The organism is Magnetospirillum sp. 15-1, from assembly GCF_900184795.1.
In the GTDB taxonomy this organism is placed as follows: domain Bacteria; phylum Pseudomonadota; class Alphaproteobacteria; order Rhodospirillales; family Magnetospirillaceae; genus Phaeospirillum.
Window position 1 is genome coordinate 1 of sequence record NZ_FXXN01000010.1, and the last position, 25,561, is coordinate 25,561.

Consider the following 25,561-nt stretch of genomic DNA (forward strand, 5'->3'; position numbering starts at 1 on the left):
TGCCAGCTTGATCAGCATGGGCTTGGCGCCCCGCCCTGCTGCCGCTGCCAGGCCTCCAGCACCAGAAGCGCCCAGACCTTCAGGGAATGATCGCGCCGCCCGCTACGCTGGCCGCCGGTGGAGCGCCTGCTGGCCGAACAGCGCAGCGGGCGGCGCGATCATTCCCTGAAGGTCTGGGCGCTTCTGGTGCTGGAGGCCTGGCAGCGGCAGCAGGGCGGGGCGCCAAGCCCATGCTGATCAAGCTGGCACGGGCGGGCGGGCGGGCCCTGGCCGGCGGCAACGCCGCCCAGGCCGCCGCCGGTTTTGCCGCCAACCTGCTGCTGGTGCGCTTTGTTGTGCCCGAAGATTTCGGCCGCTTCCCCGTCATCCTGGCCACCGTCAATCTGGCCCTGGTCATGGCGTCACTGCGGACCAATATCTTGATCATCCGGTATCCCGAAGCCGGATTGGACTCCCGCCGTCTGGCGGTCTATCATAGCATTTCCGTTATCGAAACGATTCTTGTGACGCTGGGCGCCGCCCTGTGGCTGGCCCTCGCCGAGGATGCCGGGCCGCTGGAATTGAGCCTGCTGGCCGCCATCGGGCTGGCCCACTGGCTGAACCTCAACAAGGCGTTCTTTGAGCGCTCCATGGCCTATGGCCGCATCGCCATCTGTGAGACCGCCACCTCCCTGACCGGCCATGCCGTGTCGGTGGTGGCGGTTCTGACCGGCCTGGGCGCCCTGTCTTTGTACCTGCGCGAGATCGTCGCGGCCCTGGTCCAGGCCGCCGCCCTGGGCCGGGCCAGCGCCCTCACCCTCCATCCCCTGGTCTGGCCCAGCGCCGCCGAATGGCGGGGTGTGCTGGCCGAAGCCCGGGGGGCCTGGGCCGATGGCGTGTTGGAGGGAGCCCTCGCCCGGGTCGTCATTCTTTGCACCGCCGCCCTGGGCGGCGAGCGCGCCGCCGGCCTGCTGGCCCAGGCCCAGCGTCTGGCCGGGGTTCGCCATCAAGTGCTGGCGCCCATGGTGACCCGCGTGGCCGGCACCTGGTTCGGCCAGACCACCGATGCCGGGGAAAAGACCGCCGGCCGCCGCCGTCTGCTGGTGATGGTGGCGCTGCCCCTGGCCATCGCCGCCGCCGGGGCAGTGCTGTTCGCCGACCCGGTGGTGCCCTGGCTGTTCTGCGAGAATTGGCGCGCGGCGGCGCCGCTGCTGGCGGCGCTGGGCGGCTTCATACTCTTCAACACCCTGTTCGAGATCGGCCGTTCCTACGCCCTGGCCGGGGGGCTGACCCTACCGCTGATGGCCGGGCGGCTGTGCCAGTATGGCGGGCTGGGCCTGGGCCTCGCCCTGGCGGCCGACCCGGCCATGGGCGCCGCCCTCGGCCTGTCGGTGGCCGCCATCGCCGCCTTCACCCTGACCGAGGCGCTGCTGCGCCGCCGCGAGGAGCGCTGAGATGTACGGCATCGCCGGAGCCATCGGCCTGCGCCCCCTGCGCCCCGAAGCGGTCGCCGCCATGACGGCGCTGCTGGCCCATCGCGGTCCCGACGATCACGGCCTGTGGAGTGCGGCGGACGGGCGCGCCGTGCTGGGCCACCGCCGCCTGTCGGTGATCGACACCAGCAGCGGCGGCCACCAGCCCATGGAAAAGGACGGCCTGGTCATCGTCTTCAACGGCGACATCTATAATTACATCGAGCTGCGGGCCGAGCTGACGGCCCTGGGGGCACGGTTCGACGGCGCCTCGGATCCCGAGGTCATCCTCGAGGCCTGGCGCCATTGGGGCGCCGATTGCCCGGCCCGCTTCAACGGCATGTTCGCCTTCGCCCTGATCGACCTGAAGGCGCGGGTACTGTTCGCCGCCCGCGACCGTTATGGCGAAAAGCCCTTCCTGTTCGCCACCGGCAACGGCTTTTTGGCTTTTGCCTCGGAATACAAGGCCCTGCTGGCCCTGGCTGAACTTTTCGCCGCCTTCGAAAAGCGGCCCCTGGCCCGCTTCCTGATCAATCCCGATGGCGGCCTGGACGATCACCGCGCCACCCTGTTTCCCGCCATCACCCAGTTGCTGCCGGGTGAGCGCATGGTGGTAGGCCTGAACAGCCTGGAGCGGCGCATCGACCGCTATTGGGATTTGCACCCCGACCCCGAAGCCGCCCGCCTGACCCTGACCGAGACGGCGGAGCGGTTCCGCGACCTGCTGACGGATTCCGTGCGGCTGCGCCTTCGGGCCGATGTGCCGGTGGGATCGTGCCTGTCGGGGGGACTGGATTCGTCCGCCATCGTCTGCATCGCCCGCCGCCTGCTGGGAGCGGATGTTCCCTATCACGTCTTCACCGGCCGCTTTCCCGGCACCAAATCCGACGAATGGGAGCACGCCAGACAGGTGCTGGATGCCACCGGCGCCGTCTCCCACGTGGTCGAACCCGATGGCGCCGGCTTCCTGGCCGATCTGGCCGATTTTGCCTGGGCCAACGAGCTCCCCGTGGGCAGCACCAGCCAATACGCCCAGTACCGGGTGTTCCGCCTCGCCCGCGAGGCCGGGGTGACGGTGCTGTTGGACGGCCAGGGCGCCGATGAGCTGCTGGGTGGCTACGAACAGTATTTCCGCCGCTACCTCGCCGGATTGTCCCCCGCCGGGCGACGGGCCGAGGAGCCCATGATCCGCGCCCGCTATCCCCAGGCCCTGGCCGGGCGGCGGGAAAGCCTGGGCCGGGTCCTGCCCCTGGGATTGCGGCGTCTGGCCTCGGACCTGACCGGGCGCGGCTCGGACCTGCGCCTCGGCATCACCCCTGATCTGGTGGCCGGGCTGGAGAGCGGCGGCGACGAGACCGCGTCGCTCAACGAACAATTTGCCCATGACAGCTTCAACGGCCATCTGCCCGTCCTGCTGCGCTATGGCGACCGCAATTCAATGGCCCATTCCCGCGAGGTGCGGCTGCCCTTCTGCGACCACCGGCTGGCGGAATTCGCCCAGGGCCTGCCTGCCACCCACCTGATGGGCGAGGCCCAGACCAAGCGAATCCTGCGCGAAGCCATGCGCGGCATCCTGCCCGAACCCATCCGCACCCGCTGGAACAAGCAGGGCTTCCTGCCGCCCCAGGAGCACTGGTTCGCCGCCGGGCTGGCCCAACACGCGGCCAAGGTCATCCACGATCCCGGCTTCGGCGCCTCGGGCGTGTGGCGGGTCAAGTGGTGGCGGCGCGCCCTGTCCCGCTTCCAGGCGGGCGAGAGCCATCTGGCCTGGGTGCCGTGGCGGCCATTGATGGCCGAGGCCTGGAGAGTGTATTTCCTCGACCGGGTGGCCGCGCTGCCCAAGACCAAACTTCTGGCGGATTGAGCCATGCGCGCCGTCTTCGTCAGTCATCTTCATCCCGAAACGAATCATGTTGGCGCCGTGCGGGTGCGGGAATTCGCCCAGGCCATGGCGCGGCGCGGCCACCGGATCGTGCTGCTGACCCAGAGCCTGACCCCGCGGGACCCCGCCCCCGACCCGGATGGGCTGGCCGCCGCCCTGGACGTGCCATGACTGGAGCCGGCCGTTCCCGCTGGCCTGCCCGCCGTGCCCTTCGCCGCTGCTGCAAGCCCAGCGCGGCGGGCAGGCCTGCCCCGGCCCCTGCGCCTGGCCCTGATCGGCTGGAACTATGGGGTGGAAGGCGGCGTCTTTTCCGACTGGACACGGGCGACGCAGCCTTTGTGGCCGATCCTGGCCGAACATTTCCGTCCCGACGTGGTCTGGGGCACCTTCGGCAACACCGATGCCTGGAAGATCGCCCAGGGCGTGGCGCGGGCCGCCGGCAGCCCCTGGGTGGCCGACATCAAGGATGCCTGGGATATCTTCATTCCCGCCCCGCTGCGGCCCCTGCTGGCCTGGCGGTATGGCGATTGCGCCGGGCTGACCGGCCTGTCCGCCGCCCATCTCGCCCATACCGGCAAGCATTTCAGCCAACCGCGCCAGACGGTGTTCAGCGGCTTTCCCGCCGCCCTGCTGGACCATGCCGACGATTCCGATCAGCCGGCGCGGCGGATAACCGTCACCGGCAGCCTGTATTCCGAGGCCGGCGCCGAGGCCGTGGCGGAGGGGGTGCGCCTGTGGCTGGCCCGGGCCGGGCGGCAAGCCCGAGCCAAGGTGGTGTTCACCTATGCCGGCGGCGACCGCAACCGCATGGAGCGGGCGGCCGGGCGCCTGGACGGGCTGTGCCGCCTGGATATCCGCGGGTTCCTGCCCCTGGCCGAACTGGTTGGGCTGCAGCGCGGCGCTTTTCTCAATCTTTATGCCCGCCACACCGGCAGCGCCGATTCCTTTCACCACAAGCTGCTGGAGCTGATGGCCGTCGGCCGCCCGGTGGCCTGCATCCCCGAGGAGATCCCCGAAGCCCTGGCCCTGGCCGAAGCCGCCGGCGGCCGCCTGTCGTCCTGCGCCGACCCCGCCACCCTGGCCCTGGCCCTCGACCGGGCCTGGGAGGAACGGGACGGGCCGCCCGTCGCCGACCGCGACCGCCTGGCCGGTTTCACCTGGGACGCCCAGGCGGAGCGGCTGGAGGAGATTCTGATGTCGGCCCAGGCCGCCGCCCCCTGCGGGTACCGCCTGATCCCGGTCCTGGCCTCCGTGTGGATCGCCGGTATCATCCTCGCCTATCTGCGCCAGTTCCTGGACATGGCCCCGGCCATCCTGGGGGTGCTGCGATGATGACGGCCTTGCTGGCGGTCACCGCCCTGACCCTGTTCTGCCTGGGCGCCGGCGCGGCGGCCTTGCGCGCCGCCGGGCTGCTGGGGCGCCTGGGCCGGGCCGAGGGCCTGGGCTGGTCCTTCGCCCTGGGCTTCGGCCTGCTGGGCTGGCTGATATTCTGGCTGGCCCTGCTGGGCTGGCTGCAGCCCTGGGCCATCGCCGCCTGCTGCGTCCTGGCCCTACCCGGCCTGTTGGCGTTGCGCGACGGTAAAGCCGAACGTGGGGCGTGGTCGTGGCGGGCCTGGATCGTCCTGGCGGTCCTGGCGCTGATCATGGCTCTGGACGGGCTGGAGGCCCTGGCGCCGCCCGCCGATGCCGACAGCCTGGCCTATCACTTCGCCCTGCCCCGCCGCATCCTGGACGCCGGGCATCTTCTGTTCATCGAGCGCGCCCTGGATTCCGCCTCGCCGCAACTGGTGCAGATGACCTATCTGGCCGCCCTGGCCCTGGGCGGCGAGCAGGCCCTGACCCTGTGGTGCATGGTCAGCGGCTGGGGCATCGGCCTGCTGACCTATGGACTGGCGCGGCGCCATCTGCCCCTGGACTGGTCCCTGGCCCTGGCGGCGGTGGTGCTCAGCCTGCCGGCCATGCTCTATGCCGGCGGCACCGGTCAGGTGGAGCCCCGCACCGCCATGTTCGTGCTGGTGGCGGTGGTGGCCGCCATCGAAGCGCGGACACCCGGCGCCCTTGCCCCCGCCCTGGTCGCCGGTCTGGCCTGCGGCTTCCTGGTGGCCAGCAAGTATACCGGCCTGCTGCCCGCCTTCGTCTGCGGCGTGGCGGTGCTGTCGGGGCGGAACGGCATCCGGGGGGCCCTGGTCTTCGGGGTGGCGCTGCTGCTCATGGGCGGGCAATGGTACGGCTGGAACGCCTGGAATACCGGTGATCCGGTCTTTCCCCTGCTGTACGGCCGAATTGCCTATACGCCCCAAACCGCCTGGAACGGCGCGCAGGCGGCCTATATGGCCGCCAGCCTGTCGCCCATGGAGCTGGGCGTGCCGCGCTCGGCCTTCTGGCTGCTGGCCTATCCCGTCGTCGCCACCCTCCAGGGTCATCCGGTGTTCGAATCCGGCCGCACCGGCTTCGGCCTGCTGGGGCTGCTGCTGCTGCCCCTGGCCGTGGCCGCCGCATGGCGCCGGCGCGAACGGCTGGCCGGCCATCCCCTGACCGCCACCGCCCTGGTGATCCTGGTCACCTATGGATTGTGGTTCTTCCTGGGGCCGTCCCAGCGGGTCCGCCATCTGCTGCCCCTGTTGCCGCCATTGCTGGTGGCGCTGCTGGCGGCGGCGCGGTCGGCGGCCCGGCACTGGCGCTTTGGGGCCAGTCTGTGGCTGGGCATGGCCGTGGTTCTGGCCCTGCAACTGGCGGGAGCGGGGGTGTTTTCCGTCAAATTCGCCCGCTATCTGGCCCAGGGCCGCGACCGCGACGCCTTTCTGGCCGCCAACGTCAATTTCTACGCTCTGGCCCAGTGGCTGAACACCCATATGGGGCCGGACGACAGAGTGCTGCTGCCGGTACGCGAGATCGACTATCTGGTCCGGGTCCCCATGCTGCAGGCCAATCCCTATATCCAGTCCGAGGTGGAGATCCGCCCCGACAGCACCGACCCCCGCCGCTTCCTGGCCCAACTGCGCGCCCACGGCATCACCCGGGTGGTGGCCGGTCCCCAATCCTCGTTCGGCTCGGGGGCGGAGGTGCCCGACCTTTTGTCCTGGCAATTGGTGGAGATGGGCTGCGCCGCGCCGCCCCAGGTGGTGACCACGCCGCCGGCCATCCCGTCGCGGACCCTGAACCTGCGGGGCGGCGAGCCGGCGCAATTCTTCGTCTACCGCCTGATGCCGTGCGGCGGCGGCGCTTTACCCGGACGGTGAAAACGCTGTAAAACTCGCCCACCTTTCATCAGCGGCGAAATCATCGACCATGAAGCAGATCGTTCAGAGCGCGCGAACCGGCCGTCTGGCCATTCGGGACGTCCCCGAACCCCAGGTCCGCGCCGGTCACCTGCTGGTCCAGACCCGGGCGTCGCTGATCTCGGCCGGCACCGAGCGGATGGTGGTGGATTTCGCCCGCAAGAGCCTGGCGGCCAAAGCCAAGGCCCGGCCCGATCTGGTCAAGAAGGTGCTGGACAAGGCCCGGCGCGACGGCATCGTCGCCACCTTCCAGGCGGTGCTGGCCCGCCTGGACGAGCCCATGCCTCTGGGCTATTCCGCCGCCGGTGTCGTCATGGCCGTGGGCAAGGGGCTGGAAGGTCAGTTCCATGTGGGCCAGCGCGTGGCGGTCGCGGGCGCCGGCCTCGCCAATCATGCCGAGCTGAATTCCGTTCCCCGCAATCTGGCCGCCCCCATTCCCGATGGAATCGACGACGAGGAGGCCTGCTTCGGCACCCTGGCCGCCATCGCCATGCACGGCGTGCGCAATCTGTCGCCCCAGCTGGGCGACGTGGTCGCCGTCATCGGCGTCGGTCTGGTCGGCCAGATCGCCAGCCAGCTGCTGGCCCTGGCCGGCTGCCGGGTGCTGGCGCTGGATTACAATGAAGCCCGCCTGGCGCTGGCCAAGAGCCTGGGCGCCGAGCAGGGCCTCAGCCTGGAGAGCGACGGCCTGGACGAGGCAGTGCGCGCCATGACCCGCGGCCTGGGCTGTGACTCGGTGCTGATCGCCGCCGCCACGGATTCGTCGGCGCCGCTGGAAATCGCCGCCCAGATCGCCCGCGACCGGGCCAGGATTTCCCTGGTGGGCAAGACCGGCACCGAATTCCCCTTCGCCGATTTCATGAAGAAGGAATTGTCGGTGGTGGTGTCGCGCTCTTACGGCCCGGGCCGCTACGACGAGGATTTCGAGGGCCGGGGCATGAAGTATCCGCCCGGCTTCGTGCGCTGGACCGAAAGCGAGAATCTGGCCGAATGCGTGCGCCTGATGGGGCCTGGCCTGATCCGGCGCCTGGACATGAAGGCGCTGATCACCCACCGCTTCGACTTCCTGGCGGCCGAGGACGCCTATTCCATGGTGATGGGCAATACCCAGCCCCATCTGGGCGTGGTCCTGACCTATCCCGATGTGCCGATCGCCCCGGTGGCACGGCCCGTCTTCGCGCAGCCCAAGGCGGCGGCGGGGCATTGCACCCTGGGCGTGGTGGGGGCCGGTGCCTTCGCCCGTACGGTGCTGCTGCCCGCGCTGAAGAAAATGCCCGATGTGCGGCTGCACACTTTGGTCACCCAACGGGGTCTCAACGCCGAACACGGCCAGCAGAGCTACGGCTTCAGTCATTGCGCCACCGATGCCGAACTGGTGTTCGCCAACCCAGAGATCAACGCCGTACTGATCGCCACCCGGCACGCCAACCATGCCGAGATGGTGTCACGCGCACTGGCTGCCGGAAAGTGTGTCTTCGTCGAGAAGCCGCTGGCGGTGGACCGCGCCCAGCTGGCCCAGGTGATCACCGCCCGCCAAGGCTCGGCCGGCTTCTTCACCGTCGGTTTCAACCGCCGCTTCGCCCCCATGAGCGAATCACTGCGCCGCCATTTCGCCGGCACCGCCGGCCCGCGTGTCGCCACGCTGCGCGTCAACGCCGGAGCCATGCCCGCCGAATCCTGGGTCAACGCCGCCGAGGAAGGCGGAGGGCGCATGGTGGGCGAAATGTGCCACTTCATCGACTTGGCCCGCTCCTATGTGGGCCAGCCCATCACCAAGGTGCGGGCCGAATGCGCCACCCCGGCGGCAGGAGCCGCCGACGATCTGGCGGTGACGCTGCACTTCGCCGACGGCTCGCTGGCCAACATCGTCTACACCGCCCTGGGCGACACCGCCTATTCCAAGGAACGGTTCGAGGTCTTCGCCGGCGGCAAGGTGGCGACCATCGACAACTTCCTCAGCCTGGGTCTGGTGTCGGGCGGAACCATCAAGACGGAAAAGGCCCGCGCCGGCCAGGACAAGGGCCATGCCGCCGAGCTACGCGCCTTCGCCCAGGCCGTGACCAAGGGCGGCCCCGCTCCCATCGAAGAGGCCGAGCTGATCGAAACCGCCGAGGCGACCATCGCGGTCGCCGAATCCCTGCGCCTCGGCGAGACGGTGGCCATCGGCGGCGACTGAGGCCCTTCGGCCGCCGTTGATGAACACCCCTCCCGAGCGATGGAAGACGTTGTCAGTCCCTGTGGGACTGAAGCAACACTTCCGTCGATGATCCGGTAACGACGACCGGATCCCATGAAACCTTACGCACTTTATTGCGCAGCCTGGCCACAGGACGTTCAACCAATAGGTTAAGCGCCATCCCGACCGCGATGGATACGGCCAATGTAACGGCGAATTTCGAGCCATCGGACAATCCGGTCACGGTGACCATGTCGATGACCGGCATGTGACAGAGATAGATGGCATAGGTGTAGTCACCCAGTCGCCGGTCGAGCCGCACAAATTTGGGAGAAACCTCCCTGACGGTCGCCAAAATACCGAACAGTGCCAGCGATATGACAAAGACCACGAACGACGGAAGCGCACTGGCCCCGCCTCCTTGATAGCTCCAGAACGAAAAGAACATTGCGCCCAGTGATGGAACCATGATCCACCATAACTGGTTCCTGCCCTTGGCAAGAATAAAATAACCGGTAACTCCGCAAATGAAGTACGGAGAGAATCTGAGTATCGAATACCAGCGATAATACTGAGCCGTTAATTCAATAGAAACTGATACGGAAATTAAACATATGGCCAATAACACCATTATTATATAGCGAATATTTGCCTTTTGTTTGACGAGAAAAAATGCTCCATAAAGTATATAGAATATAAGCTCAGTTACCACTGCCCATGCGATGGATATATATAGCAAGCCATTAAATTTATGAAAATATGATGCAATAATTGTTATATTTGCAATGATCGAGACTGTATCGATTCGCAGTGGTCGATCCAAAATAAATCCTACTAATACAGCCATTATAGCAGCACACCAATATCCAGGATATATTTTTAAGAATCTATTGGCTGCATATCTAAATATGGATTTTTTATAAAAAATATCAATTGCTTCGGCAATCACAAAGCCGGATAAGACAAAGAAGCTCAGAACTCCAATGTTTCCCAATAAAAATGGTGAGATAGACTGACACCAAGCGGAGGCATGGCTCATGACAACGAAAATTGCTAAAATAAACCTATATGTCCCAAATACTTTATATGATTGATTTACATTATTTTGCACATCATTATGTGAGTGTGTATATTTATCATGATGTTCTGAATTTTTATTATCTATAGACTTCATCTTAATCTTCCGTATTTTATATAGACGTATGTCTACATCCCATACATTCTACTAATGGGACTCTAAGGCACTGGGTAATATGTGTCAACTCGACCAAATCGGACCTCGATCGAAGCCTTCCTTCAGTCAATAGGATGTGCAATCGACTCGGCTAAATCAGTTGCACTGCGGCGGGACGGCGGATAGAACACCACCATCCCTCATCGCCGGAACCGGTTCATGGTCAAGGTCAGCGTCATCATCCCCGCCTACAACGAGGAGAAGACCATCGCGTCCGTCCTCGAAAGCGTACGGGCCCAGACCATCCCGGACATCGAGTTGGAAGTGGTCGTGGTCAATGACGGCTCCCGGGACCGGACCCGCGAAATTCTCGATTCCCGCCCGGAGCTCTACGACAAGGTCATTCATCAGGCCAACGGTGGCAAGGGTGCCGCGGTGACTGCCGCCCTGGGGGTCGCGACCGGCGATTACGTGCTGTTCCAGGACGCCGACCTGGAATACGACCCTGCCGACTATGCCCAAATCTTTCTGCCAATTCTGAAATTAGAAGCCGATGTGGTCATGGGTTCGCGCTTCATCGCCCCCAAATGCACTCGTGTCTATTATTTCTGGCACAAGATCGGTAACTGGGCGATCACGTTCCTCTTCAACATCCTGAACAACACCACGTTCAGCGATATCTATTCGTGCTATCTGTGCTATCGCCGCTCGCTGGTGAATGGCGCCGCGCTGAGGACCCGGGGCTGGGAGCAGCACGCCGAGATCCTGTCCAAGGCGGTGGCGGCCAGCACCGTCTACTACGAAGTGCCGGTCAGCTATCACGGTCGCACCTATGCCGAGGGTAAGAAGATCAAAGCCCACCATATCTTCGCCGTGTTCGCGACCATCATCCGCGAACGCTTCGTTCGCTGAAAATAAGGCAGGTTCCATGTCCCACGACCACGACCATTACCACGACATCGAACCGGTGACCGAGGAAGAGAAACTCACCTGGCCACCCTTCGATAAGGTGGTGAAGCTGGAAAAGGCCTTCACCGACGCGCGCGGCACCATCCAGCCACTGGTGGACCGGCTGATGAAGTCCGCGGTACTGATCGAATCCAAGGCCGGGTCCTTGCGCGCCAATCACTACCACAAGACCGACTGGCATTATTGTTACGTGGTTTCGGGCTCCATCGAGTACTGGCATCGCCCCACCGGCAGCACCGAGCCGCCGACCCTGATGCTGGTCAAGGCCGGCGAGATGATGTTCACGCCGCCCATGGTCGATCACGGCATGGTGTTTCCCGAGGATTGCACCTTCCTGACCCTGTCGCGCAATTCCCGCGACCAGGCCGCCTACGAGGCCGACGTGGTCCGCATCGAATTGCTGGCCGCCGAGGGGTTGACCTCGTGGACGCCGGAAGAGAAGTAAGCCCATGAGTGCCCAGCACCATCGCCGCGAGACCTGCCGCCTGTGCGGCGGCACCCATCTGTCCATGGTGCTGTCCCTGGCGCCCACGCCGCCGGCCAACGCCTTCGTGCCGGCCGAGGAGCTGGGCAAAACCCAGGAGCGCTTCCCGCTGGACCTGTTCTTCTGCGAGGATTGCGCCCATGTCCAGCTGCTGGACGTGGTCGATCCCCGCGTGCTGTTCGAGCATTACGTCTATGTCTCGGGCACCTCGCCGGTCTTCGTGAAGCACTTCGAATCCTATGCCGCCTTCGTGATGGAGCGCTTCAAGCCCATCCCCGGCGGCCTGGTTCTGGACATCGGCTCCAATGACGGCACCTTGCTGTCCTTCTTTCAGAAGGCCGGCATGAAAGTGCTGGGCATCGATCCCGCCCAGGAAATCGCCGCCGAGGCCAGCGCCAGGGGCATCCCCACCATCTGCGGCTTCTTCGGCCCCGACACGGCGGGCGAGATCGCCGCCGGTCACGGCAAGGCCGAGGTCATCACCGCCAACAACGTCTTCGCCCATATCGACAACCTATCGGGCGTGGTGGACGGCGTGCGCAATCTGCTGGCACCCTCGGGCGTGTTCGTGTTCGAGGTGTCCTATCTGGTCGACGTGTTCGAAAACACGCTGTTCGACACCATCTACCACGAGCACCTGGATTATCACTCGGTCAAGCCGCTGGGCGCCTTCTTCGCCGCCAAGGGCATGGAGCTGGTGGAAGCCATCCGGGTCGACTCCCACGGCGGCTCCCTGCGCGGCATCGCCCAGCTGAAGGGCGGGCCGCACGCGGTCGGCGCCTCGGTAACCCGGGCGGTGGCGGAGGAAGAGCGCCTCGGCCTGGACAAGGCCTCCACCTTCCGCAAGTTCGCCGCCGACATCGACGCCCTGGGCGCCGAGCTGAACGCCCTGCTGAAGCGCCTCAAGGCCGAGGGCAAGCGCATCGCCGGTTTCGGCGCGCCGGCCAAGGCCACCACCTTGATGTACCATTTCGGCATCGGTCCCGAGCTGGTGGACTTCATCATCGACGACAGCCCCCTGAAGCAGGGCCTGTTCACGCCCGGCATGCATGTGCCGGTGCTGTCGTCGGCGGTCATCGCGGAGAGGAAGCCGGATTATCTGGTGATCCTGGCGTGGAACTTCGCCCGGCCGATCATCGAGAAGAACGCCGCCTTCACCAAGGCCGGCGGAAAATTCATCATCCCCATTCCCAAGGTCGAGGTCGTGTGATGGCCGAGTTTCTGCTGCAATCCGATATCAAAGAGATCTGCGAGCGCCTGGGCGACACCGCCCACGACTTCACCGGCAAGACCGTGCTCCTGACCGGCGGCCGAGGCTTTCTCGGCCGCTATTTCATGGAGATCTTCGCCTACCTCAACAAGAACGTGCTGAAGAAGCCGGTCAAGCTGGTCGCGGCGGACAACCTGATCACGGCGGGCAAGGAAGGCTCGGTGATCACCGAGTATCCCCATACCGAATTCATCCAGCACGACGTCATCCAGCCGCTGAAGTGGAAGGGTGGCCTCGACTACGTCATCCACGCCGCCGGCATCGCCAGCCCGTTCTATTACCGCGCCCATCCCCTGGCCACCCTCGAGGTCGCCATCACCGGCACCAGGCGGTCATGCTGGAACTGGCCCAGGAGCATGGCGCCCGCTTCACCTTCTTCTCGTCCTCGGAAATCTACGGCGACCCCGACGCCAAGCACGTTCCCACCCCGGAAAGCTATCGCGGCCACGTGTCGTGCCAGGGACCGCGCGCCTGCTACGACGAGTCCAAGCGGGTGGGCGAGACTCTGTGCTACATCTTCCACGGTGAGCACGGCACGGCGACCAACACCATCCGCCCGTTCAACGTCTTCGGCCCCGGCATGCAGGAGACCGATTACCGCGTGCTGCCCAACTTCGCCAACCGGATCAAGGGCGGGCATCCGCTCAACGTCTACGGCTCGGGCAACCAGACCCGCACCTTCTGCTACATCACCGACGCCATGGTCGGCTTCCTGCTGGTGATCCTGCGCGGCGTGCCGGGCGAGGCCTACAACATCGGCAATCCCAAGCCGGAAATTTCCATGGTCGACCTGGTCAACCGGATTTCGGACGTGCTCGGCAAGCCGGTGGCGCACAACGTCATCGAATACCCGGATTCCTATCCCGCCGACGAGCCCAACCGGCGCTGCCCGGATATCCGCAAGGCCAAGCTGCAGCTCAAGTTCGAGCCCAGTGTGGAGCTCAACGAGGGTCTGCGCCGCTTCCTCACCTGGGCGGACGGCGTCTATACGGGCGAACAGTAATGGAAGCCCTGTCCTGAACGGTGATCGCAGACAAGCGCATGGAGTCTGCGTCATCGTTCAGGGCAGGGTTCTTCTTTTTGGGGTACTGCGAGCATAGCCGTGCTATTAGGTCGGCGCCGGAACGCCCTACCTCCTTGGAACCATCGTGAGCAATCCCAGTTCGCCCATTCCCCACTATGAAGGCCGGGATCTGGAAATCCTTGCCGACGCCCCCCGCTATCAATCCTGGATCGTCGACCAGTTTCGGCCATATCTCGGTGGGCATGTGGTCGAGTACGGTGCGGGGTTCGGCTCCATTTCGATCCTGCTCGCCCCCAATTGCCGCCGCCTCGATCTGGTGGAGCCATCGGAGCCGCTGATCCCTCCCCTGACCCGTCGAGTGGCCAGTCTGGAGCATGTTTCGGTATTGCGCTCCAGCCTGGAATCCCATGTGGCCGAGCTTGCCGACAATAGTCTGGACGGCGTCGTCCTGGTCAACGTCCTGGAACACGTGGAAGATGACATCGCGGCTCTGCGCCAGTTGGCCCGCGTCATCAAGCCGGGTGGGCATCTGATGCTCTACGTTCCGGCCTTGTCCTGGCTTATGAGCGAACTGGATCGGATGCACGGGCATCACCGCCGCTATTCACGGCAGGATCTGCGTTCGCGCGTCTCCGCGGCAGGTCTTAGGGTGCTCCGTGATGGGTATATGGATCTGGTGGGCGTGGTGCCCTGGTGGCTGATCAACGTGGTGGGCGGAAGCACGGCCTTCAGCCCCCGCATGATCAAGCTGTATGACCGGCTGTTCGTGCCCGCGACCAAGATCATCGAGCGCCTTGTGGGAGCTCCCATCGGCAAGAATCTGATTCTGGTGGCGCACAAGCCTCTGGCGCCGAGCGAATCCTGAGGCTCGCGGGCGGAAGGTCGCTGATCGTCGTGATAGTCGACGCCCAGGCGAAAAGCCCGGCCATCCTTGACACAAACCGGCGTTGATTTTACACACCGGTGCAGGCCGGAGAGCGGGAGGATTGGGATGACGCAGGCGGGTAAGGCTGACGCAGGGCCGGCGATTGTCCCGGTCATCCTGTCGGGCGGCGCCGGAACGCGGCTGTGGCCGCTGTCGCGTGAGAAGTTTCCCAAGCAATTGCAGAATCTGACCTCGGAGCTCTCGCTGCTTCAGGAGACGGCGTTGCGGGCCCAGGCCGTGCCCGGTACCGGCGCTCCCATCATCGTCTGCAACCAGGAGCACCGCTTCATCGTCGCCGAACAAATGCGCGAGATCGGTATCGAGCCGCGCGCCATCGTCGTCGAGCCTCTGGGGCGCAATACCGCCGCCGCCGCCGCCGTCGCCGCCCTGGTGCTGGAGGCCGAACCCGACGCGCTGCTGCTGGTGATGCCTTCCGATCATACCGTGCGCAAGCCCGAAGGCTTCGTCGGCGCGGTGCGCATCGCCGTGCCCCTGGCCCGGGCCGGTCATCTGGTCACCTTCGGCATCGTTCCCGATTCGCCCGCTACCGGCTATGGCTACATCCATCGCGGTGCGTCCATCGCCGGCCACGACGGCGCCCATATGGTCGACCGCTTCGTCGAGAAACCCGATCTGGCCACCGCTCAGGCCTTCCTGGCCACCGGCGCCTATAGCTGGAACAGCGGCATCTTCATGTTCTCGTCGGCCGCCATCCTGGCCGAGATGGGCCGCCTGCGCCCCGATATCCTGGACGGCAGCCGCGCCGCCCTGGCCCAAGGCGCCACCGATCTGTTCTTCTTCCGCCTGGACGAGGCCGCCTTCGCCGCCGTCCCCTCGCTCTCCATTGATTATGCCGTGATGGAGCACACCGCCAAGGCCGCGGTGGTGCCCGCGGAGATGGGCTGGTCCGACCTGGGGTCGTGGTCGGCCCTGTGGGCGGAACTGGAGCAGGACGCCGACGGCAACGTCATCCGTGGCGACGCCTTCGCCCACGATTCCAAGGGCTGCCTGCTGCGCAGCGACGGCCCGCTGGTGGCCGCCCTGGGGCTGGAGGACATGATCGTCGTCGCCACCGGCGACGTGGTCATGGTCGCCGACAAGAGCCGTGACCAGGAGGTCAAGGCCCTGGTCGACGACCTCAAGGCCAGGGGCCGCGACGAAGCCGTCCAGCCGGCCCGGGTCTACCGCCCCTGGGGCTGGTTCGAAACCATCGACGAAGGTCCCCGCTTCCGCTGCAAGCACATCCTGGTCAAGCCGGATTCCAAGCTGTCGCTGCAAAAGCACTGGCACCGCTCCGAGCACTGGATCGTCGTCACCGGGACCGCCCTGGTCACCTGCGGCGACAAGACCTTCCTGCTGCGCGAGAACGAATCCACCTTCATCCCCAGCGGCACGCCCCACCGCCTGGAAAATCCCGGCAAGATTCCGCTCCGGATGATCGAGGTGCAGTCGGGCGAGTATGTGGGTGAGGACGATATCGTCCGCTTCGAGGACGATTACGGCCGAACGGCTTGACCCCCGCCGGCCTTGGGCACGCAGTCAAAGCCGCCGCCGTGATTGCGCAGCAGAAAATAGCCGGTAAGGTCGACAAGGCAGGCCGGGTCGGCCACCAGCGGCCACAGGACATCGGCACCGACGAACAGATGGCGCTGATCCTCTGCTGACCCGGCACCGGTCCAGACCGTGGTGGCCTGTGCACCCCAGCTGAACCCCTCCATCAAACGATAGCGCCAATGCCCCGGCGGGCTCGCCTTCAAGCCGGCCTGACGGGCGATGATCCACTCGAAGCCCTGCTGGCCCTGGGTGAAGAGGTAGACGCGGGGCGGCTGGGCCGCCAGACCGGCCAGGTGCCGGGCCAGGGAATCCGCCTCGGTGGTGACCTGCGCCACCAGGGCCGCCGCCGCCGGACTCTCGCTGCCTCGGAATTGGGCATTGTCCAGGCTGGCCCCCACGGCGCGGACCTGCTGTAGCACCAGCACTGCCACGGCCAGCGCAAGCAGCCGGGGCCACAGCTTCCCCCGTTTGGCCAGCGCCGCCAGCACGGCCTCGGCCAGCAGCACCGTTCCAACCACATGCACCACGCGCAGGCCAACCCGGCTATAGCGGGGCAACGACGCCAGCTGCTCGCGCTCGTAGGCGGTGAAGCAGAAGGCGTAATACCAGCCTGCGCTGATTGAAACTCACGTGGGGGATTCCCAAGATCGCCCGGATATGATTCACCATGGCAAACAGTGGGAGGTTTGCCATGGGTGCCCCGATACCGCTTCGTCCGGACTTTGATGGTTCTGTTCTTCGCCGTCTTGCCCGCGCCTCGGATGATGCCGATCAGACGCGTCGTCTGTTGGCGCTGGCGTCGATCTATGACGGCGGCAGTCGGAGCGGCGCGGCGAAGCTGGGCGGGGTCGGGCTCCAGGTGGTTCGGGATTGGGTGGTGCACTTCAATTCGGACGGACCTGCGGGCCTGATCGACCGCAAGGCTCCCGGCCAGGTGTCGAAGCTGAATGCTGAGCAACGCCAGTCCTTGGTTGACAAGGTGGAGCGCGGCCCGATCCCGGCGGTCGATGGGGTCGTCCGTTGGCGCCTCAAGGATCCGGCCCTGTGGCTCTTCGAGGATTTCGGCATCTCGCTGGACGAGACGACGGTGGGGCGAGAATTGAAGGCGATGGGCTTCCGCAAGCTGTCGGCGCGGCCTCGCCATCATGCCCAGAACGGCGATGCCGTTGAGGATTTTAAAAAAGTTTCCCCACCGAGCTGGCGGCGATCCGGGCCAAGCTGCCGCCAGGAACCGACATAGAGGTCTGGTGGCAGGACGAGGCCCGGGTCGGGCAAAAGAACAAGATCACCCGCCGCTGGGCCAAGCGGGGGACGCGCCCTTCGGCGCCCCATGACCAGCGCACCCAGTCCGCCTACATCTTCGGCGCCATCTGCCCCGAGCGCGGTGTCGGCGCCGCCCTCGTCCTGCCGCGCTGCGACACCCTCGCCATGCAGTGGCACCTGGACGAGATCGCATCCCAAGTGAGGCCGGGCGCCCACGCCGTCCTCATGCTCGATCAGGCGGGATGGCACACCGCCGACAAGCTGGCCGTGCCGGACAACATCACCATCCTGCCCTTGCCGCCCCGCTCGCCGGAACTCAATCCGGTCGAAAACATCTGGCAGTTCATCCGCCAGAACTGGCTCTCCAACCGTGTCTTCGAATCCTACGACCAGATCATCGCCTTGTGCTGCCATGCATGGAACAGGCTCATCGACCAGCCATGGAAAATCATCTCCATCGGCCGTCGCCAGTGGGCGCATAGGTTTTGATCAATGCAGGTTGGTATAAGTCACCAGCAAGCCGGCAGCATAGGCGGCCAGCCAGGCCACCAGCACCGCCACGGCCGGACGGGCGACGCGGTCGCGGACCGCCAGGGCCAGTCCTAGAGTCTGTCTGACTTAGATTGAAGCATACCCTGCGTGCCGCAGATATGCGGCGCACTCCTGCGGAGGGAAAGCGTCCAGGAGTTTACCGACGCGCCTCCATGTGGTTTCGATGGTTCGTTCGTCAGCCTTTCGGACGAGGGTCTTGAGTTTGGCGAACATCATCTCGATGGGATTGAGATCGGGGCTGTAGGGCGGCAGGAAGAGCAGATGAGCACCGACCTTGCGAATGGCTTGGCGTGCCGGCTTTCCTTTGTGGCTTCCCAGATTATCGAGGATGACGACGTCACCGGGTTCCAGGGCCGGTGCCAAGGATTGCTCCACCCAGGCGGTGAAGGTCGCCCCATTGATGGGGCCGTCGAGGACCAGGGGAGCGATGATCCGGTCATGGCGCAGGCCCGCCAGGAAGGTCAGGGTTTTCCAGTGGCCGTGGGGAACCTTGGCCAGGAGGGCCTCTCCCCGAGGGCTCCATCCGCGCAGACGCGTCATGTTGGTCTTGACCCAGGTCTCATCGATAAAGACCAGGCGCGAGGGATCAAGCCTGTGTTGATGGGTTTTCCAGCGATGGCGCAGCCGCGCTACCCTCGGCCCATCCTGTTCCTTGGCCATCAGCGTTTTTTTTGAAGCTCAAGCCCAGACCACGGACGAAACGCCAGACGGTATCGTGGGTGACGACGACACCCCGCTCGGCCAGTTCTGCCGCCAGAGCCCGCATGGTCAGGTCCTTCTTCTCGGCCAGCCGGGATTGTATCCAATCGGCGGTCTCTCCGCTCAGAAGTGGGCGGCGATGCCCGCCCATCTTGCTGGGCTGAAGACCGCGCCCGGATCGCCACTTCTGGCCGATCCGAACCGCCGTCGCCACCGAAACCCCAAAGCGCTTCGCTGCCGAGCGTGTCGTCTCGCCTGAATTCAGGGCTGCGGCTATCCGCTGCCGAAGGTCTTGCGAAAGAGGTCCTGCCATCCCTGCTGGCCTCCTATCCAGCCAGCAGTTTGAATCACATTCTCGGCCCCAGGGGAATCCCAATTCCGATTCCGCTTAACTCAGACTGACTCTAGCAGCGCGGCCCCGCTCAGCGGCAGCTTGAACGCCAGGGCATAGGCCCCCATGCCGGCCAGCATGCGCCGGGCGGTCTCCAATGCCGCATCCAGGGCGTTCCAGTCGGCCAGGGTGGCCAGGGGGTTGCTGGCGCAATTTCCCGCCCCGGCCACCGGGACTAGGCCGCGCCAAGCCAGCATCACCGCCACCAGCGGCCCCAGCAGGGCCAGGGCCGGTCCCGGGCGGCGCAGACGGGGATCAGCGATCATCAGCGCCAGGGCCCCCACCGCCAGGGCCGGGGCCAAAGCCGCCCCGGTAGCCTTTGATCAGGTAGGACATGCCGGCGGCGATCAAGGCCCCATCGAGGCCACGGCCGGCCCGTACCAGTAGCAGCAGCATCGCGGCGATCAGATAGATCTGCGGCTTTTCCACCAGCATCAGCTGGGGCACCAGGGTCCAGGCCGCTTCCAGCCCCAGCAGCCCGAGGATAGTGGCCCAGCCGGCGAGTCCGGCGGCACCCGCCCCCGCTCCCCGCCCGCGCAGGGTTTCGGCCAGCATCTCCCAGATCAGCCCCATCAGCACCGCGTGCAGGACGACGAAGGGGGCCAGCGAGCGGCCCGGCTCGAACTGCCCGAAAAGCAGATTGGGAAAGGCCAGCAACGCCGGCAGGCCCTGGGTGTAGCCCATGCCCACCCAGGTGGAGTCCTCCGACAGGAACCCATCCTCGAGAAAGGCCTCGTGCGGCTAGGTCAGCCAGGCAGAAAATTCATCCCACGAATGGACCCGATAGACGAAGTCCCCGCGCCATCCGGCCAGGAGCGCCACCGTCAGGGGCAGCAGCACGGCCGGAGGCGCCACAGATCCGCTCCGGGCCGCCGGTGGGCCAATCCCGCCAGAGTGGGAACCAGCAAGCCCCAGGCCAGGACCCGCAAGCCCAACCCCAGGGCCATATTACCCACCAGCAGAACGGCCGGAATGGTCATGATACCCAGCATCAGGCGGGTACCGGGTGACGGGATATGCCACCACGCCCCCAACCCCAGACCGACGGACAGGCAAAGAAGCAGGGAAACGCTCAGGCCCAAGCCCCGTCCTCCCCGAGATCAGTCCAGTTCGAAGGCGTTCTTATAATCCAGTTTCAGCGCCGGGTCCTGCTCCTCTTTCCTGAGGAAGCAATTGCCGACCACCAGCACTTCGATCTCGCTGCCCATGAAACAGCGGAAGGCGTCCTCGGGGGTACAGACGATGGGCTCGCCCCGGACGTTGAAGCTGGTGTTGACCACCACGGGGCAGCCGGTGCGGGCCTTGAACGCCGAGATCAGCGCATGATAGCGCGGATTGGTGTCGGCATGGACGGTCTGGACGCGGGCGGAGTAATCCACGTGGGTCACCGCCGGAATGGCCGAACGCGGCACGTTCAGCTTGTCGATGCCGAACAGCTTCTCCTCGTCCGCGGTCATGGCGCGGCGATGCTTTTCCGCCACCGGGGCCACCAGCAGCATGTAGGGCGAGTCGCCGTCCAGATCGAACCACTCGGCCACATCCTCGCGCAGCACGCTGGGCGCGAAGGGGCGGAAGCTCTCGCGGTACTTGACCTTGAGGTTCAGCGTCTTCTGCATGGAGGGCGAGCGGGGGTCGCCCAGGATGGAGCGGCCGCCCAGGGCACGCGGACCGAATTCCATGCGGCCCTGCATCCAGCCCACCGCCTTTTCGTCGGCCAGGGCCTGGGCGGTGGCTTCGGTCACCTCGGCCTCGCCCATCACCGCGAACTTGGCGCCGGCGGCGGTCAGGCGCGCCTCGATATCGGCCTGCTCGAACACCGGACCGAGATAGGAGCCCCTCATGGCATCCTTGCCGGGGGTCACGCTGCGGGGCTGGCCCTTGTGGATGTGGTAGCCGGCCAGGGCGGCGCCGAGCGCGCCGCCGGCATCGCCCGAAGCCGGCTGGATCCAGATGTTGTCGAAGATGCCTTCGCGCAGAACCTTGCCGTTGGAGACGCAGTTCAGCGCCACGCCGCCGGCCAGGCAGAGATTCTTCGCCCCGGTTTCCTTCTTGATGCCGTGGCACAGCTTGGAAACGATGATTTCGGTCACCTCCTGGATGGAGGCGGCGATATCCATGTGGAACTGGGTCAGCGGGTCCTCGTCGGCCTGGCGCACCTTTTGCCCGAACAGCGCGGCGAAGCGCTGGTTGGTCATGGTCAGCCCGGTGCAGTAGTCGAAATACGACTGGTCCAGGCGGAACGAACCGTCCTCCTTCACATCGACCAGATTGTCGAGGATCAGCCTGGTGTATTTGGGCTCGCCGTAGGGCGCCAAACCCATCAGCTTGTACTCGCCGGAATTGACCTTGAAGCCGGTGTAATAGGTGAAGGCGGAATAGAGCAGCCCCAGGGAATGGGGAAAATGCAGTTCCTTGTGGATGTCCAGCCGGTTGCCCGACCCCATGGCCAGCGAGGTGGTGGTCCACTCGCCGACCCCATCCATGGTCAGCACCGCCGCGTCCTCGAAGGGCGAGGGAAAGAAGGCGCTGGCCGCATGGCTGAGATGGTGCTCGGCGAACAGCAGCTTGTTCATCCAGTCGAAATCAGGTGCGAAGCGCTTGATCTCGCGGGTCAGCAGATCCTTCTGGAACAGCTTTTCCTTCAGCCACACCGGCATGGCGGTCTTGAACGAGGAAAAGCCCTTGGGCGCGAAGGCGACATAGGTCTCCAGCAGCCGCTCGAACTTGAGGAACGGCTTGTCGTAGAACACCACGGAATCCACGTCGTCCAGGCCGATTCCCGCCTCGGCCAGACAATAGGCCACGGCCTTCTCGGGGAAGGCGGCGTCGTGTTTCCTGCGGGTGAAGCGCTCCTCCTGGGCGGCGGCGATGACGCGGCCATCCTCGACCAGGGCGGCGGCGCTATCGTGATAGAGGGCGGATAGGCCGAGAATGCGCAAGGGAGGACCTCAGAACAGGGTATAGATGAAGGGTGCCACCGCCGAGCCCTGCGACAGCACGATCAGGCCGCCGAACACCACCATCATGATCAGGATGGGCAGCAGCCAGAACTTCTTGCGTTCGCGCAGGAACTGCCAAAGCTCGATGAGGAAGCTCACGGGTGGTCTCTCCTAGAACTGGCGCCGCATGCTGTCGGGCGCCGGGCCCGGCGGGGTGCGATTGATCCAATAGCTGGCGGCGGCGTCATCGCGGTTCAGGCGCAGCGGGTCCTTGCCCAGCGCGCGCATGATCAGGGCGATGGGCGTCACGGTCAGGAAGAACAGCAGCCCCATGACCAGCGGCGTCACCACGTGATGCAACGCCATGCCGACCAGGAACCACAGCCTGTTGAGCGGCCTGAGAGCCTTGGGAACCACCAGGGCCGCCAGCAGGAATCCCACGGCGACCGCTCCGGCCCACAACCGGGGCTCACCGCCATCCTTGAGCGGCAACAGGGCGACGACGGCGAAGACAGCGGCGAAGACCAGACCGAACGACCGCTCGGAACCCATCTCGACCTTGCGGGCATGGGACCCACCGTCGATGGCGCCCTGTGACGTGCTCATGCTGTGGAAACGATCCCCTTGCTGAAGGTTGCCGGACTTCTACCACAGCCCAACCAGTTGAGGCAAACCGCTCAGGCCGGAGCCGCCACGGCTTCCACCCGGTCGCACAGCGCATGGCCGATCAGAATATGCATCTCCTGGATACGGGCGGTGACGCTGGACGGCACCACCAGCAGCGGGTCGGCCAGTCCCACCATCTTGCCGCCGTCGCGGCCCGAGAAGCCGGCCGCCACCAGACCCATGTCGCGGGCCACCGCCAGGGCGGTCAGCACGTTCGGGCTGTTGCCCGAGGTGGTGATGCCGATGGCCACGTCGCCGGGCCGGCCCAGCGCCTCGATCTGGCGCGAGAAGATTTCCTCGTAGGAGAAGTCGTTGGCGCAGGCGGTCAGCAGCGAGGTGTCGGTGGTCAGCGCCAGCGCCGCCAGGGCCTTGCGGTTGTAGCGGTAACGGATCACCAGTTCGGTCGCCAGGTGCTGAGCGTCGGCGGCCGAGCCACCGTTGCCGAAGAACAGGATCTTGCCACCCGCCGCCAGGCTGTCGAGACAGGCCTGGACCAGACGCTGAAAGGGTTCGCGCACCGCCGCGCCGGTAACCGCCAGTGTCTCGGCGTGCTCCGCGATCTGCTGATCGAGAAAGGCGGCGTATTTCATGGGGGCGATCCTCATTGTGGAATGAACCTCCTTAGCCCTTCCCGCCTGCCGCCGCAACACCCGACTCGGTCAGGGTACGCAATTGCCGGTTGGCCACCGTGATCATGGACAGATCGATATGGGACGCCGCCTTCAGCTCGGCCAGCAGGGTCTCGGCCCGCTCCACCGCCGCCCGGTTGGCCTCCAGCCAGGACTGGACCGCCGCGTCGGGCTCGAGGCCGGGATAGGAGGCCGCCACCACGCTGGTGATATCGCGCTGATGGCCATAGAGGTCCTCGATGGCCGCCGCCGCCGCCAGCTTCAGCCAGTGGCCCTGTCCCGACAGCTTTTCGGCCGAGGCGCGCAGCCAGCCCAGCGAGAACCGGGCTCCCACCGCGAAATAGAGGCGCCCGGCCGTCTCGATGGACAGGTCCTGACGGGTGGCGATGCGCAGGATGTCGGCGGCCGAGGCCAGGACGATCAGGTTGCCGACCCGCTGGGCCAGATCGTGGGGAACGCCCTGGCCGACGAAATACTCGATGCGGGCCAGAACCGCGGCGGCCGCATCGGGCGGCAGGATGGTGGGCACGGCGCCTTCCAGCGCCTTGACACCGGGCGACAGCTCGGCGATGCCCGCCCCCAGGGCAAAGGGCGACGGCATGGAACGCAGCACCCACATGGTGGCGCGCTCCACCAGCCGGTTGGCCTCGATCTGCATGGCGGTCTGGGCGGCGGCCGGCACCTTGCCGTCCAGCTCCTCGATGGCCCGCCAGACTTCGCGCATGCGGAAGGCGTCGCGCGCCACGATATAGGCCCTGGCCACCTGGGCCGGGGGATGGCCGGTGGTCTCCATCAGTTCCGAGACGAAGGCGCCGCCCACCCGGTTGACCATGGAATTGGTCACCACCGTGGCGACGATTTCCCGCCGCAGCCGGTGGCGCTGGACATCGTGACCGAAACGATCCCGGAGCGCCGTGGGAAAGTAGTTGGTCAGGTCGATGGCCATGAAGGGATCGTCGGGCAGTTCCGAGGCCAGGATATGGTCATAGAGCCAGATCTTGCCGTAGGCCAGCAGCACCGCCAGTTCGGGACGGGTGAAGCCCTGCTTCTTCGCCGCCCGCTCGGTCAGCGTCTCGTCGGTGGGCAGGAACTCGATGCCCCGGTCCAGCCGCCCGCTCTTTTCCAGCAGGCGCATGAAGCGGGCCTCGGCGTCCAGCAGCTCGGCGCCCTGGGCCTGAAGCATGGTCAGCGCCTGGGTCTGAAGGTAATTGTCGCGCAGCACCAGGGCACCCACTTCCCCGGTCATCTCGACCAGCAGCTTGTCGCGCTGCTTGGGGGTAAGATCGCCCGCCGCCACCAGGTCGTTGACCAGGATCTTGATGTTGACCTCGTGGTCCGAGCAATCCACCCCGGCGGAATTGTCGATGGCGTCGGTATCGATGCGCCCGCCCCCGCCGCCCGCCCCGCCGATGGCGTATTCGATGCGGCCCAGCTGGGTGAAGCCCAGATTGGCGCCCTCGCCCACCACCTTGGCACCAACCTCCGCGCCGTTGATGCGCAGGGAATCGTTGGCCCGGTCGCCGGCCTCGGCGTTGCTTTCGCCCGACGCCTTCACATAGGTGCCAATGCCGCCCAGGAACAGCAGGTCCACCGGCGCCTTGAGCAGGGCGCGGATCAGCTCGGTCGGCGTCAGACTATCTGACTCGATACCGAAACGAGCCCTGACCTGAGGGCTGATGGCAATGGTCTTGGCGGTGCGCGGCCAGATGCCGCCGCCTTCCGAGATAGTCGAGGTGTCGTAATCGGGCCAGGCCTTGGCGGCAACGAACAGCCGCTCGCGCTCGGCGAAGGTCTTTTGCGGGTCGGGATCGGGGTCGAGGAAGATGTGGGCGTGATTGAAGGCGGCGACCAGCCGGGCATGGGGCGAGCGCAGCATGCCGTTGCCGAACACGTCGCCCGACATGTCGCCCACGCCCACCACCGTGAAATCCTCGCTCCGGGTATCGACGCCCATCTCGCGGAAATGGCGTTCCACCGCCACCCAGGCCCCCTTGGCGGTGATGCCCATCTTCTTGTGGTCGTAGCCCTGGGAACCGCCGGAGGCGAAGGCATCGCCCAGCCAGTGGCCGTATTCCAGCGAAACCGAATTGGCGATGTCGGAGAAGGTGGCGGTGCCCTTGTCGGCGGCCACCACCAGATAGGGGTCGTCGCCGTCCCGGCGCAGCACGTCCGGGGGCGGCCTGACCCCTTCCGGCGTCAGGTTGTCGGTGAGGTCCAGCAGGCCGCGCATCAGAA

The 25,561-nt window shown here is 65.7% G+C and carries 24 protein-coding genes and 1 pseudogene; 14 read left to right on the forward strand and 11 right to left on the reverse strand.

Features of this window, described 5'->3' with window-relative positions; all coding sequences use genetic code 11:
- Positions 1 to 230 precede the first annotated feature (230 nt).
- From CP958_RS00670 to CP958_RS00695, 6 genes are read left to right on the forward strand one after another with little or no spacing between them, the layout of a single operon-like run.
- Positions 231 to 1,433: an oligosaccharide flippase family protein gene (locus CP958_RS00670; RefSeq protein WP_170958779.1), complete on the forward strand. Its 1,203-nt coding sequence runs from the start codon at positions 231 to 233 to the stop codon at positions 1,431 to 1,433.
- Position 1,434: 1 nt separating this feature from the next.
- On the forward strand, positions 1,435 to 3,315 hold the full coding sequence (gene asnB, locus CP958_RS00675; RefSeq protein ID WP_096700112.1) for an asparagine synthase (glutamine-hydrolyzing): 1,881 nt from the start codon (positions 1,435 to 1,437) through the stop codon (positions 3,313 to 3,315).
- A gap of 3 nt (positions 3,316 to 3,318) precedes the next feature.
- Positions 3,319 to 3,504, forward strand: a complete 186-nt coding sequence (locus tag CP958_RS00680) for a hypothetical protein (RefSeq protein ID WP_096700113.1) — start codon at positions 3,319 to 3,321, stop codon at positions 3,502 to 3,504.
- A 33-nt stretch (positions 3,505 to 3,537) separates the two neighbouring features.
- Positions 3,538 to 4,665, forward strand: a complete 1,128-nt coding sequence (locus CP958_RS00685; RefSeq protein ID WP_141400366.1) for a glycosyltransferase family 4 protein — start codon at positions 3,538 to 3,540, stop codon at positions 4,663 to 4,665.
- Positions 4,662 to 6,572: a hypothetical protein gene (locus CP958_RS00690; protein ID WP_096700115.1), complete on the forward strand. Its 1,911-nt coding sequence runs from the start codon at positions 4,662 to 4,664 to the stop codon at positions 6,570 to 6,572. The genes CP958_RS00685 and CP958_RS00690 overlap by 4 nt, the downstream gene beginning before the upstream one ends.
- A 49-nt stretch (positions 6,573 to 6,621) precedes the next feature.
- Positions 6,622 to 8,787: a bi-domain-containing oxidoreductase gene (locus tag CP958_RS00695; protein WP_096700116.1), complete on the forward strand. Its 2,166-nt coding sequence runs from the start codon at positions 6,622 to 6,624 to the stop codon at positions 8,785 to 8,787.
- 52 nt (positions 8,788 to 8,839) lie between these two features.
- Here CP958_RS00695 and CP958_RS00700 read toward each other — a convergent pair whose 3' ends face one another.
- Positions 8,840 to 9,961, reverse strand: coding sequence for an acyltransferase (locus CP958_RS00700; protein WP_096700117.1), 1,122 nt, complete (start codon positions 9,959 to 9,961; stop codon positions 8,840 to 8,842).
- A gap of 219 nt (positions 9,962 to 10,180) precedes the next feature.
- On the opposite strand from CP958_RS00700, the gene CP958_RS00705 reads away from it, so the two are divergent.
- From CP958_RS00705 to CP958_RS00730, 7 genes and pseudogenes are all read left to right on the forward strand, one after another.
- Positions 10,181 to 10,873, forward strand: coding sequence for a glycosyltransferase family 2 protein (locus tag CP958_RS00705; protein ID WP_096700118.1), 693 nt, complete (start codon positions 10,181 to 10,183; stop codon positions 10,871 to 10,873).
- Positions 10,874 to 10,889: 16 nt separating this feature from the next.
- The gene (locus CP958_RS00710) at positions 10,890 to 11,375 is read left to right on the forward strand and encodes a cupin domain-containing protein (protein WP_096700119.1); all 486 of its coding nucleotides are present in this window, start codon (positions 10,890 to 10,892) and stop codon (positions 11,373 to 11,375) included.
- A 4-nt stretch (positions 11,376 to 11,379) separates the two neighbouring features.
- Positions 11,380 to 12,624, forward strand: coding sequence for a class I SAM-dependent methyltransferase (locus CP958_RS00715; RefSeq protein WP_096700120.1), 1,245 nt, complete (start codon positions 11,380 to 11,382; stop codon positions 12,622 to 12,624).
- A 125-nt stretch (positions 12,625 to 12,749) separates the two neighbouring features.
- Positions 12,750 to 12,938 (forward strand): annotated as a pseudogene (locus CP958_RS27450) (nucleoside-diphosphate sugar epimerase); the annotation flags it as partial.
- Positions 12,939 to 13,018: 80 nt separating this feature from the next.
- Positions 13,019 to 13,687 carry an NAD-dependent epimerase/dehydratase family protein gene (locus tag CP958_RS26750; protein ID WP_242442665.1) on the forward strand — a complete coding sequence of 223 codons (669 nt, stop codon included), beginning with the start codon at positions 13,019 to 13,021 and terminating at the stop codon, positions 13,685 to 13,687.
- Positions 13,688 to 13,832: 145 nt separating this feature from the next.
- Positions 13,833 to 14,573, forward strand: a complete 741-nt coding sequence (locus CP958_RS00725) for a class I SAM-dependent methyltransferase (protein ID WP_170958780.1) — start codon at positions 13,833 to 13,835, stop codon at positions 14,571 to 14,573.
- Between the two features lie 126 nt (positions 14,574 to 14,699).
- Entirely contained in the window at positions 14,700 to 16,148 is a 1,449-nt protein-coding gene (locus CP958_RS00730; protein ID WP_096700122.1) for a mannose-1-phosphate guanylyltransferase/mannose-6-phosphate isomerase, read from the forward strand.
- Here CP958_RS00730 and CP958_RS00735 read toward each other — a convergent pair.
- Complete coding sequence (locus tag CP958_RS00735; RefSeq protein ID WP_096700123.1) at positions 16,130 to 16,744, reverse strand: hypothetical protein; 615 nt, start codon at positions 16,742 to 16,744, stop codon at positions 16,130 to 16,132. The genes CP958_RS00730 and CP958_RS00735 overlap by 19 nt on opposite strands.
- Positions 16,745 to 16,878: 134 nt before the next feature.
- Here CP958_RS00735 and CP958_RS00740 point away from each other — a divergent pair.
- A protein-coding gene (locus tag CP958_RS00740; RefSeq protein ID WP_170958781.1) for an IS630 family transposase occupies positions 16,879 to 17,939 on the forward strand; the annotation gives its coding sequence in 2 pieces (ribosomal slippage) (positions 16,879 to 17,371 and positions 17,371 to 17,939; 1,062 coding nt in all).
- A gap of 129 nt (positions 17,940 to 18,068) precedes the next feature.
- Here the strand turns inward: CP958_RS00740 and CP958_RS00745 are convergent.
- The 9 genes from CP958_RS00745 to CP958_RS27455 form a co-directional block, all read right to left on the reverse strand.
- Positions 18,069 to 19,014, reverse strand: a protein-coding gene (locus CP958_RS00745) for an IS630 family transposase (protein ID WP_170958782.1) whose coding sequence is annotated in 2 segments (ribosomal slippage) — positions 18,069 to 18,674 and positions 18,676 to 19,014 — 945 coding nt in all. Because the reading frame shifts where the segments join, the coding sequence is not laid out codon by codon here.
- 80 nt (positions 19,015 to 19,094) lie between these two features.
- On the reverse strand, positions 19,095 to 19,358 hold the full coding sequence (locus tag CP958_RS00750) for a hypothetical protein (RefSeq protein ID WP_141400367.1): 264 nt from the start codon (positions 19,356 to 19,358) through the stop codon (positions 19,095 to 19,097).
- Complete coding sequence (locus tag CP958_RS00755) at positions 19,348 to 19,776, reverse strand: hypothetical protein (RefSeq protein WP_141400368.1); 429 nt, start codon at positions 19,774 to 19,776, stop codon at positions 19,348 to 19,350. Before CP958_RS00755 ends, CP958_RS00750 begins: the two co-directional genes overlap by 11 nt.
- A gap of 140 nt (positions 19,777 to 19,916) precedes the next feature.
- A complete protein-coding gene (locus CP958_RS25675) occupies positions 19,917 to 20,174 on the reverse strand; it encodes a hypothetical protein (protein WP_141400369.1) in 258 nt (85 codons plus the stop codon).
- Positions 20,175 to 20,192: 18 nt separating this feature from the next.
- Entirely contained in the window at positions 20,193 to 22,031 is a 1,839-nt protein-coding gene (locus tag CP958_RS00760) for a carbamoyltransferase (RefSeq protein WP_096700128.1), read from the reverse strand.
- A 9-nt stretch (positions 22,032 to 22,040) separates the two neighbouring features.
- Positions 22,041 to 22,190, reverse strand: a complete 150-nt coding sequence (locus tag CP958_RS26195; protein ID WP_008616124.1) for a DUF5989 family protein — start codon at positions 22,188 to 22,190, stop codon at positions 22,041 to 22,043.
- A gap of 12 nt (positions 22,191 to 22,202) precedes the next feature.
- Positions 22,203 to 22,637 carry an SxtJ family membrane protein gene (locus CP958_RS00770; protein ID WP_096700129.1) on the reverse strand — a complete coding sequence of 145 codons (435 nt, stop codon included), beginning with the start codon at positions 22,635 to 22,637 and terminating at the stop codon, positions 22,203 to 22,205.
- A 71-nt stretch (positions 22,638 to 22,708) separates the two neighbouring features.
- On the reverse strand, positions 22,709 to 23,287 hold the full coding sequence (locus tag CP958_RS00775; RefSeq protein ID WP_096700130.1) for a D-sedoheptulose 7-phosphate isomerase: 579 nt from the start codon (positions 23,285 to 23,287) through the stop codon (positions 22,709 to 22,711).
- 31 nt (positions 23,288 to 23,318) lie between these two features.
- Positions 23,319 to 25,556, reverse strand: coding sequence for an NAD-glutamate dehydrogenase domain-containing protein (locus tag CP958_RS27455; RefSeq protein WP_347337829.1), 2,238 nt, complete (start codon positions 25,554 to 25,556; stop codon positions 23,319 to 23,321).
- Between the last annotated feature and the right edge of the window lie 5 nt (positions 25,557 to 25,561).

What these genes read in the sequence shown, in the direction of transcription:
- CP958_RS00670 (WP_170958779.1), top strand. Translation starts at nt 231, where the DNA reads ATGCTGATCAAGCTGGCACGGGCGGGCGGGCGGGCCCTGGCCGGCGGC.
- asnB (WP_096700112.1), top strand. Translation starts at nt 1,435, where the DNA reads ATGTACGGCATCGCCGGAGCCATCGGCCTGCGCCCCCTGCGCCCCGAA.
- CP958_RS00680 (WP_096700113.1), top strand. Translation starts at nt 3,319, where the DNA reads ATGCGCGCCGTCTTCGTCAGTCATCTTCATCCCGAAACGAATCATGTT.
- CP958_RS00690 (WP_096700115.1), top strand. Translation starts at nt 4,662, where the DNA reads ATGATGACGGCCTTGCTGGCGGTCACCGCCCTGACCCTGTTCTGCCTG.
- CP958_RS00695 (WP_096700116.1), top strand. Translation starts at nt 6,622, where the DNA reads ATGAAGCAGATCGTTCAGAGCGCGCGAACCGGCCGTCTGGCCATTCGG.
- CP958_RS00700 (WP_096700117.1), bottom strand. Translation starts at nt 9,961, where the DNA reads ATGAAGTCTATAGATAATAAAAATTCAGAACATCATGATAAATATACA.
- CP958_RS00705 (WP_096700118.1), top strand. Translation starts at nt 10,181, where the DNA reads ATGGTCAAGGTCAGCGTCATCATCCCCGCCTACAACGAGGAGAAGACC.
- CP958_RS00710 (WP_096700119.1), top strand. Translation starts at nt 10,890, where the DNA reads ATGTCCCACGACCACGACCATTACCACGACATCGAACCGGTGACCGAG.
- CP958_RS00715 (WP_096700120.1), top strand. Translation starts at nt 11,380, where the DNA reads ATGAGTGCCCAGCACCATCGCCGCGAGACCTGCCGCCTGTGCGGCGGC.
- CP958_RS26750 (WP_242442665.1), top strand. Translation starts at nt 13,019, where the DNA reads ATGCTGGAACTGGCCCAGGAGCATGGCGCCCGCTTCACCTTCTTCTCG.
- CP958_RS00730 (WP_096700122.1), top strand. Translation starts at nt 14,700, where the DNA reads ATGACGCAGGCGGGTAAGGCTGACGCAGGGCCGGCGATTGTCCCGGTC.
- CP958_RS00750 (WP_141400367.1), bottom strand. Translation starts at nt 19,358, where the DNA reads ATGATCGCTGATCCCCGTCTGCGCCGCCCGGGACCGGCCCTGGCCCTG.
- CP958_RS00755 (WP_141400368.1), bottom strand. Translation starts at nt 19,776, where the DNA reads ATGGGCTACACCCAGGGCCTGCCGGCGTTGCTGGCCTTTCCCAATCTG.
- CP958_RS00770 (WP_096700129.1), bottom strand. Translation starts at nt 22,637, where the DNA reads ATGAGCACGTCACAGGGCGCCATCGACGGTGGGTCCCATGCCCGCAAG.
- CP958_RS00775 (WP_096700130.1), bottom strand. Translation starts at nt 23,287, where the DNA reads ATGAAATACGCCGCCTTTCTCGATCAGCAGATCGCGGAGCACGCCGAG.
- CP958_RS27455 (WP_347337829.1), bottom strand. Translation starts at nt 25,556, where the DNA reads ATGCGCGGCCTGCTGGACCTCACCGACAACCTGACGCCGGAAGGGGTC.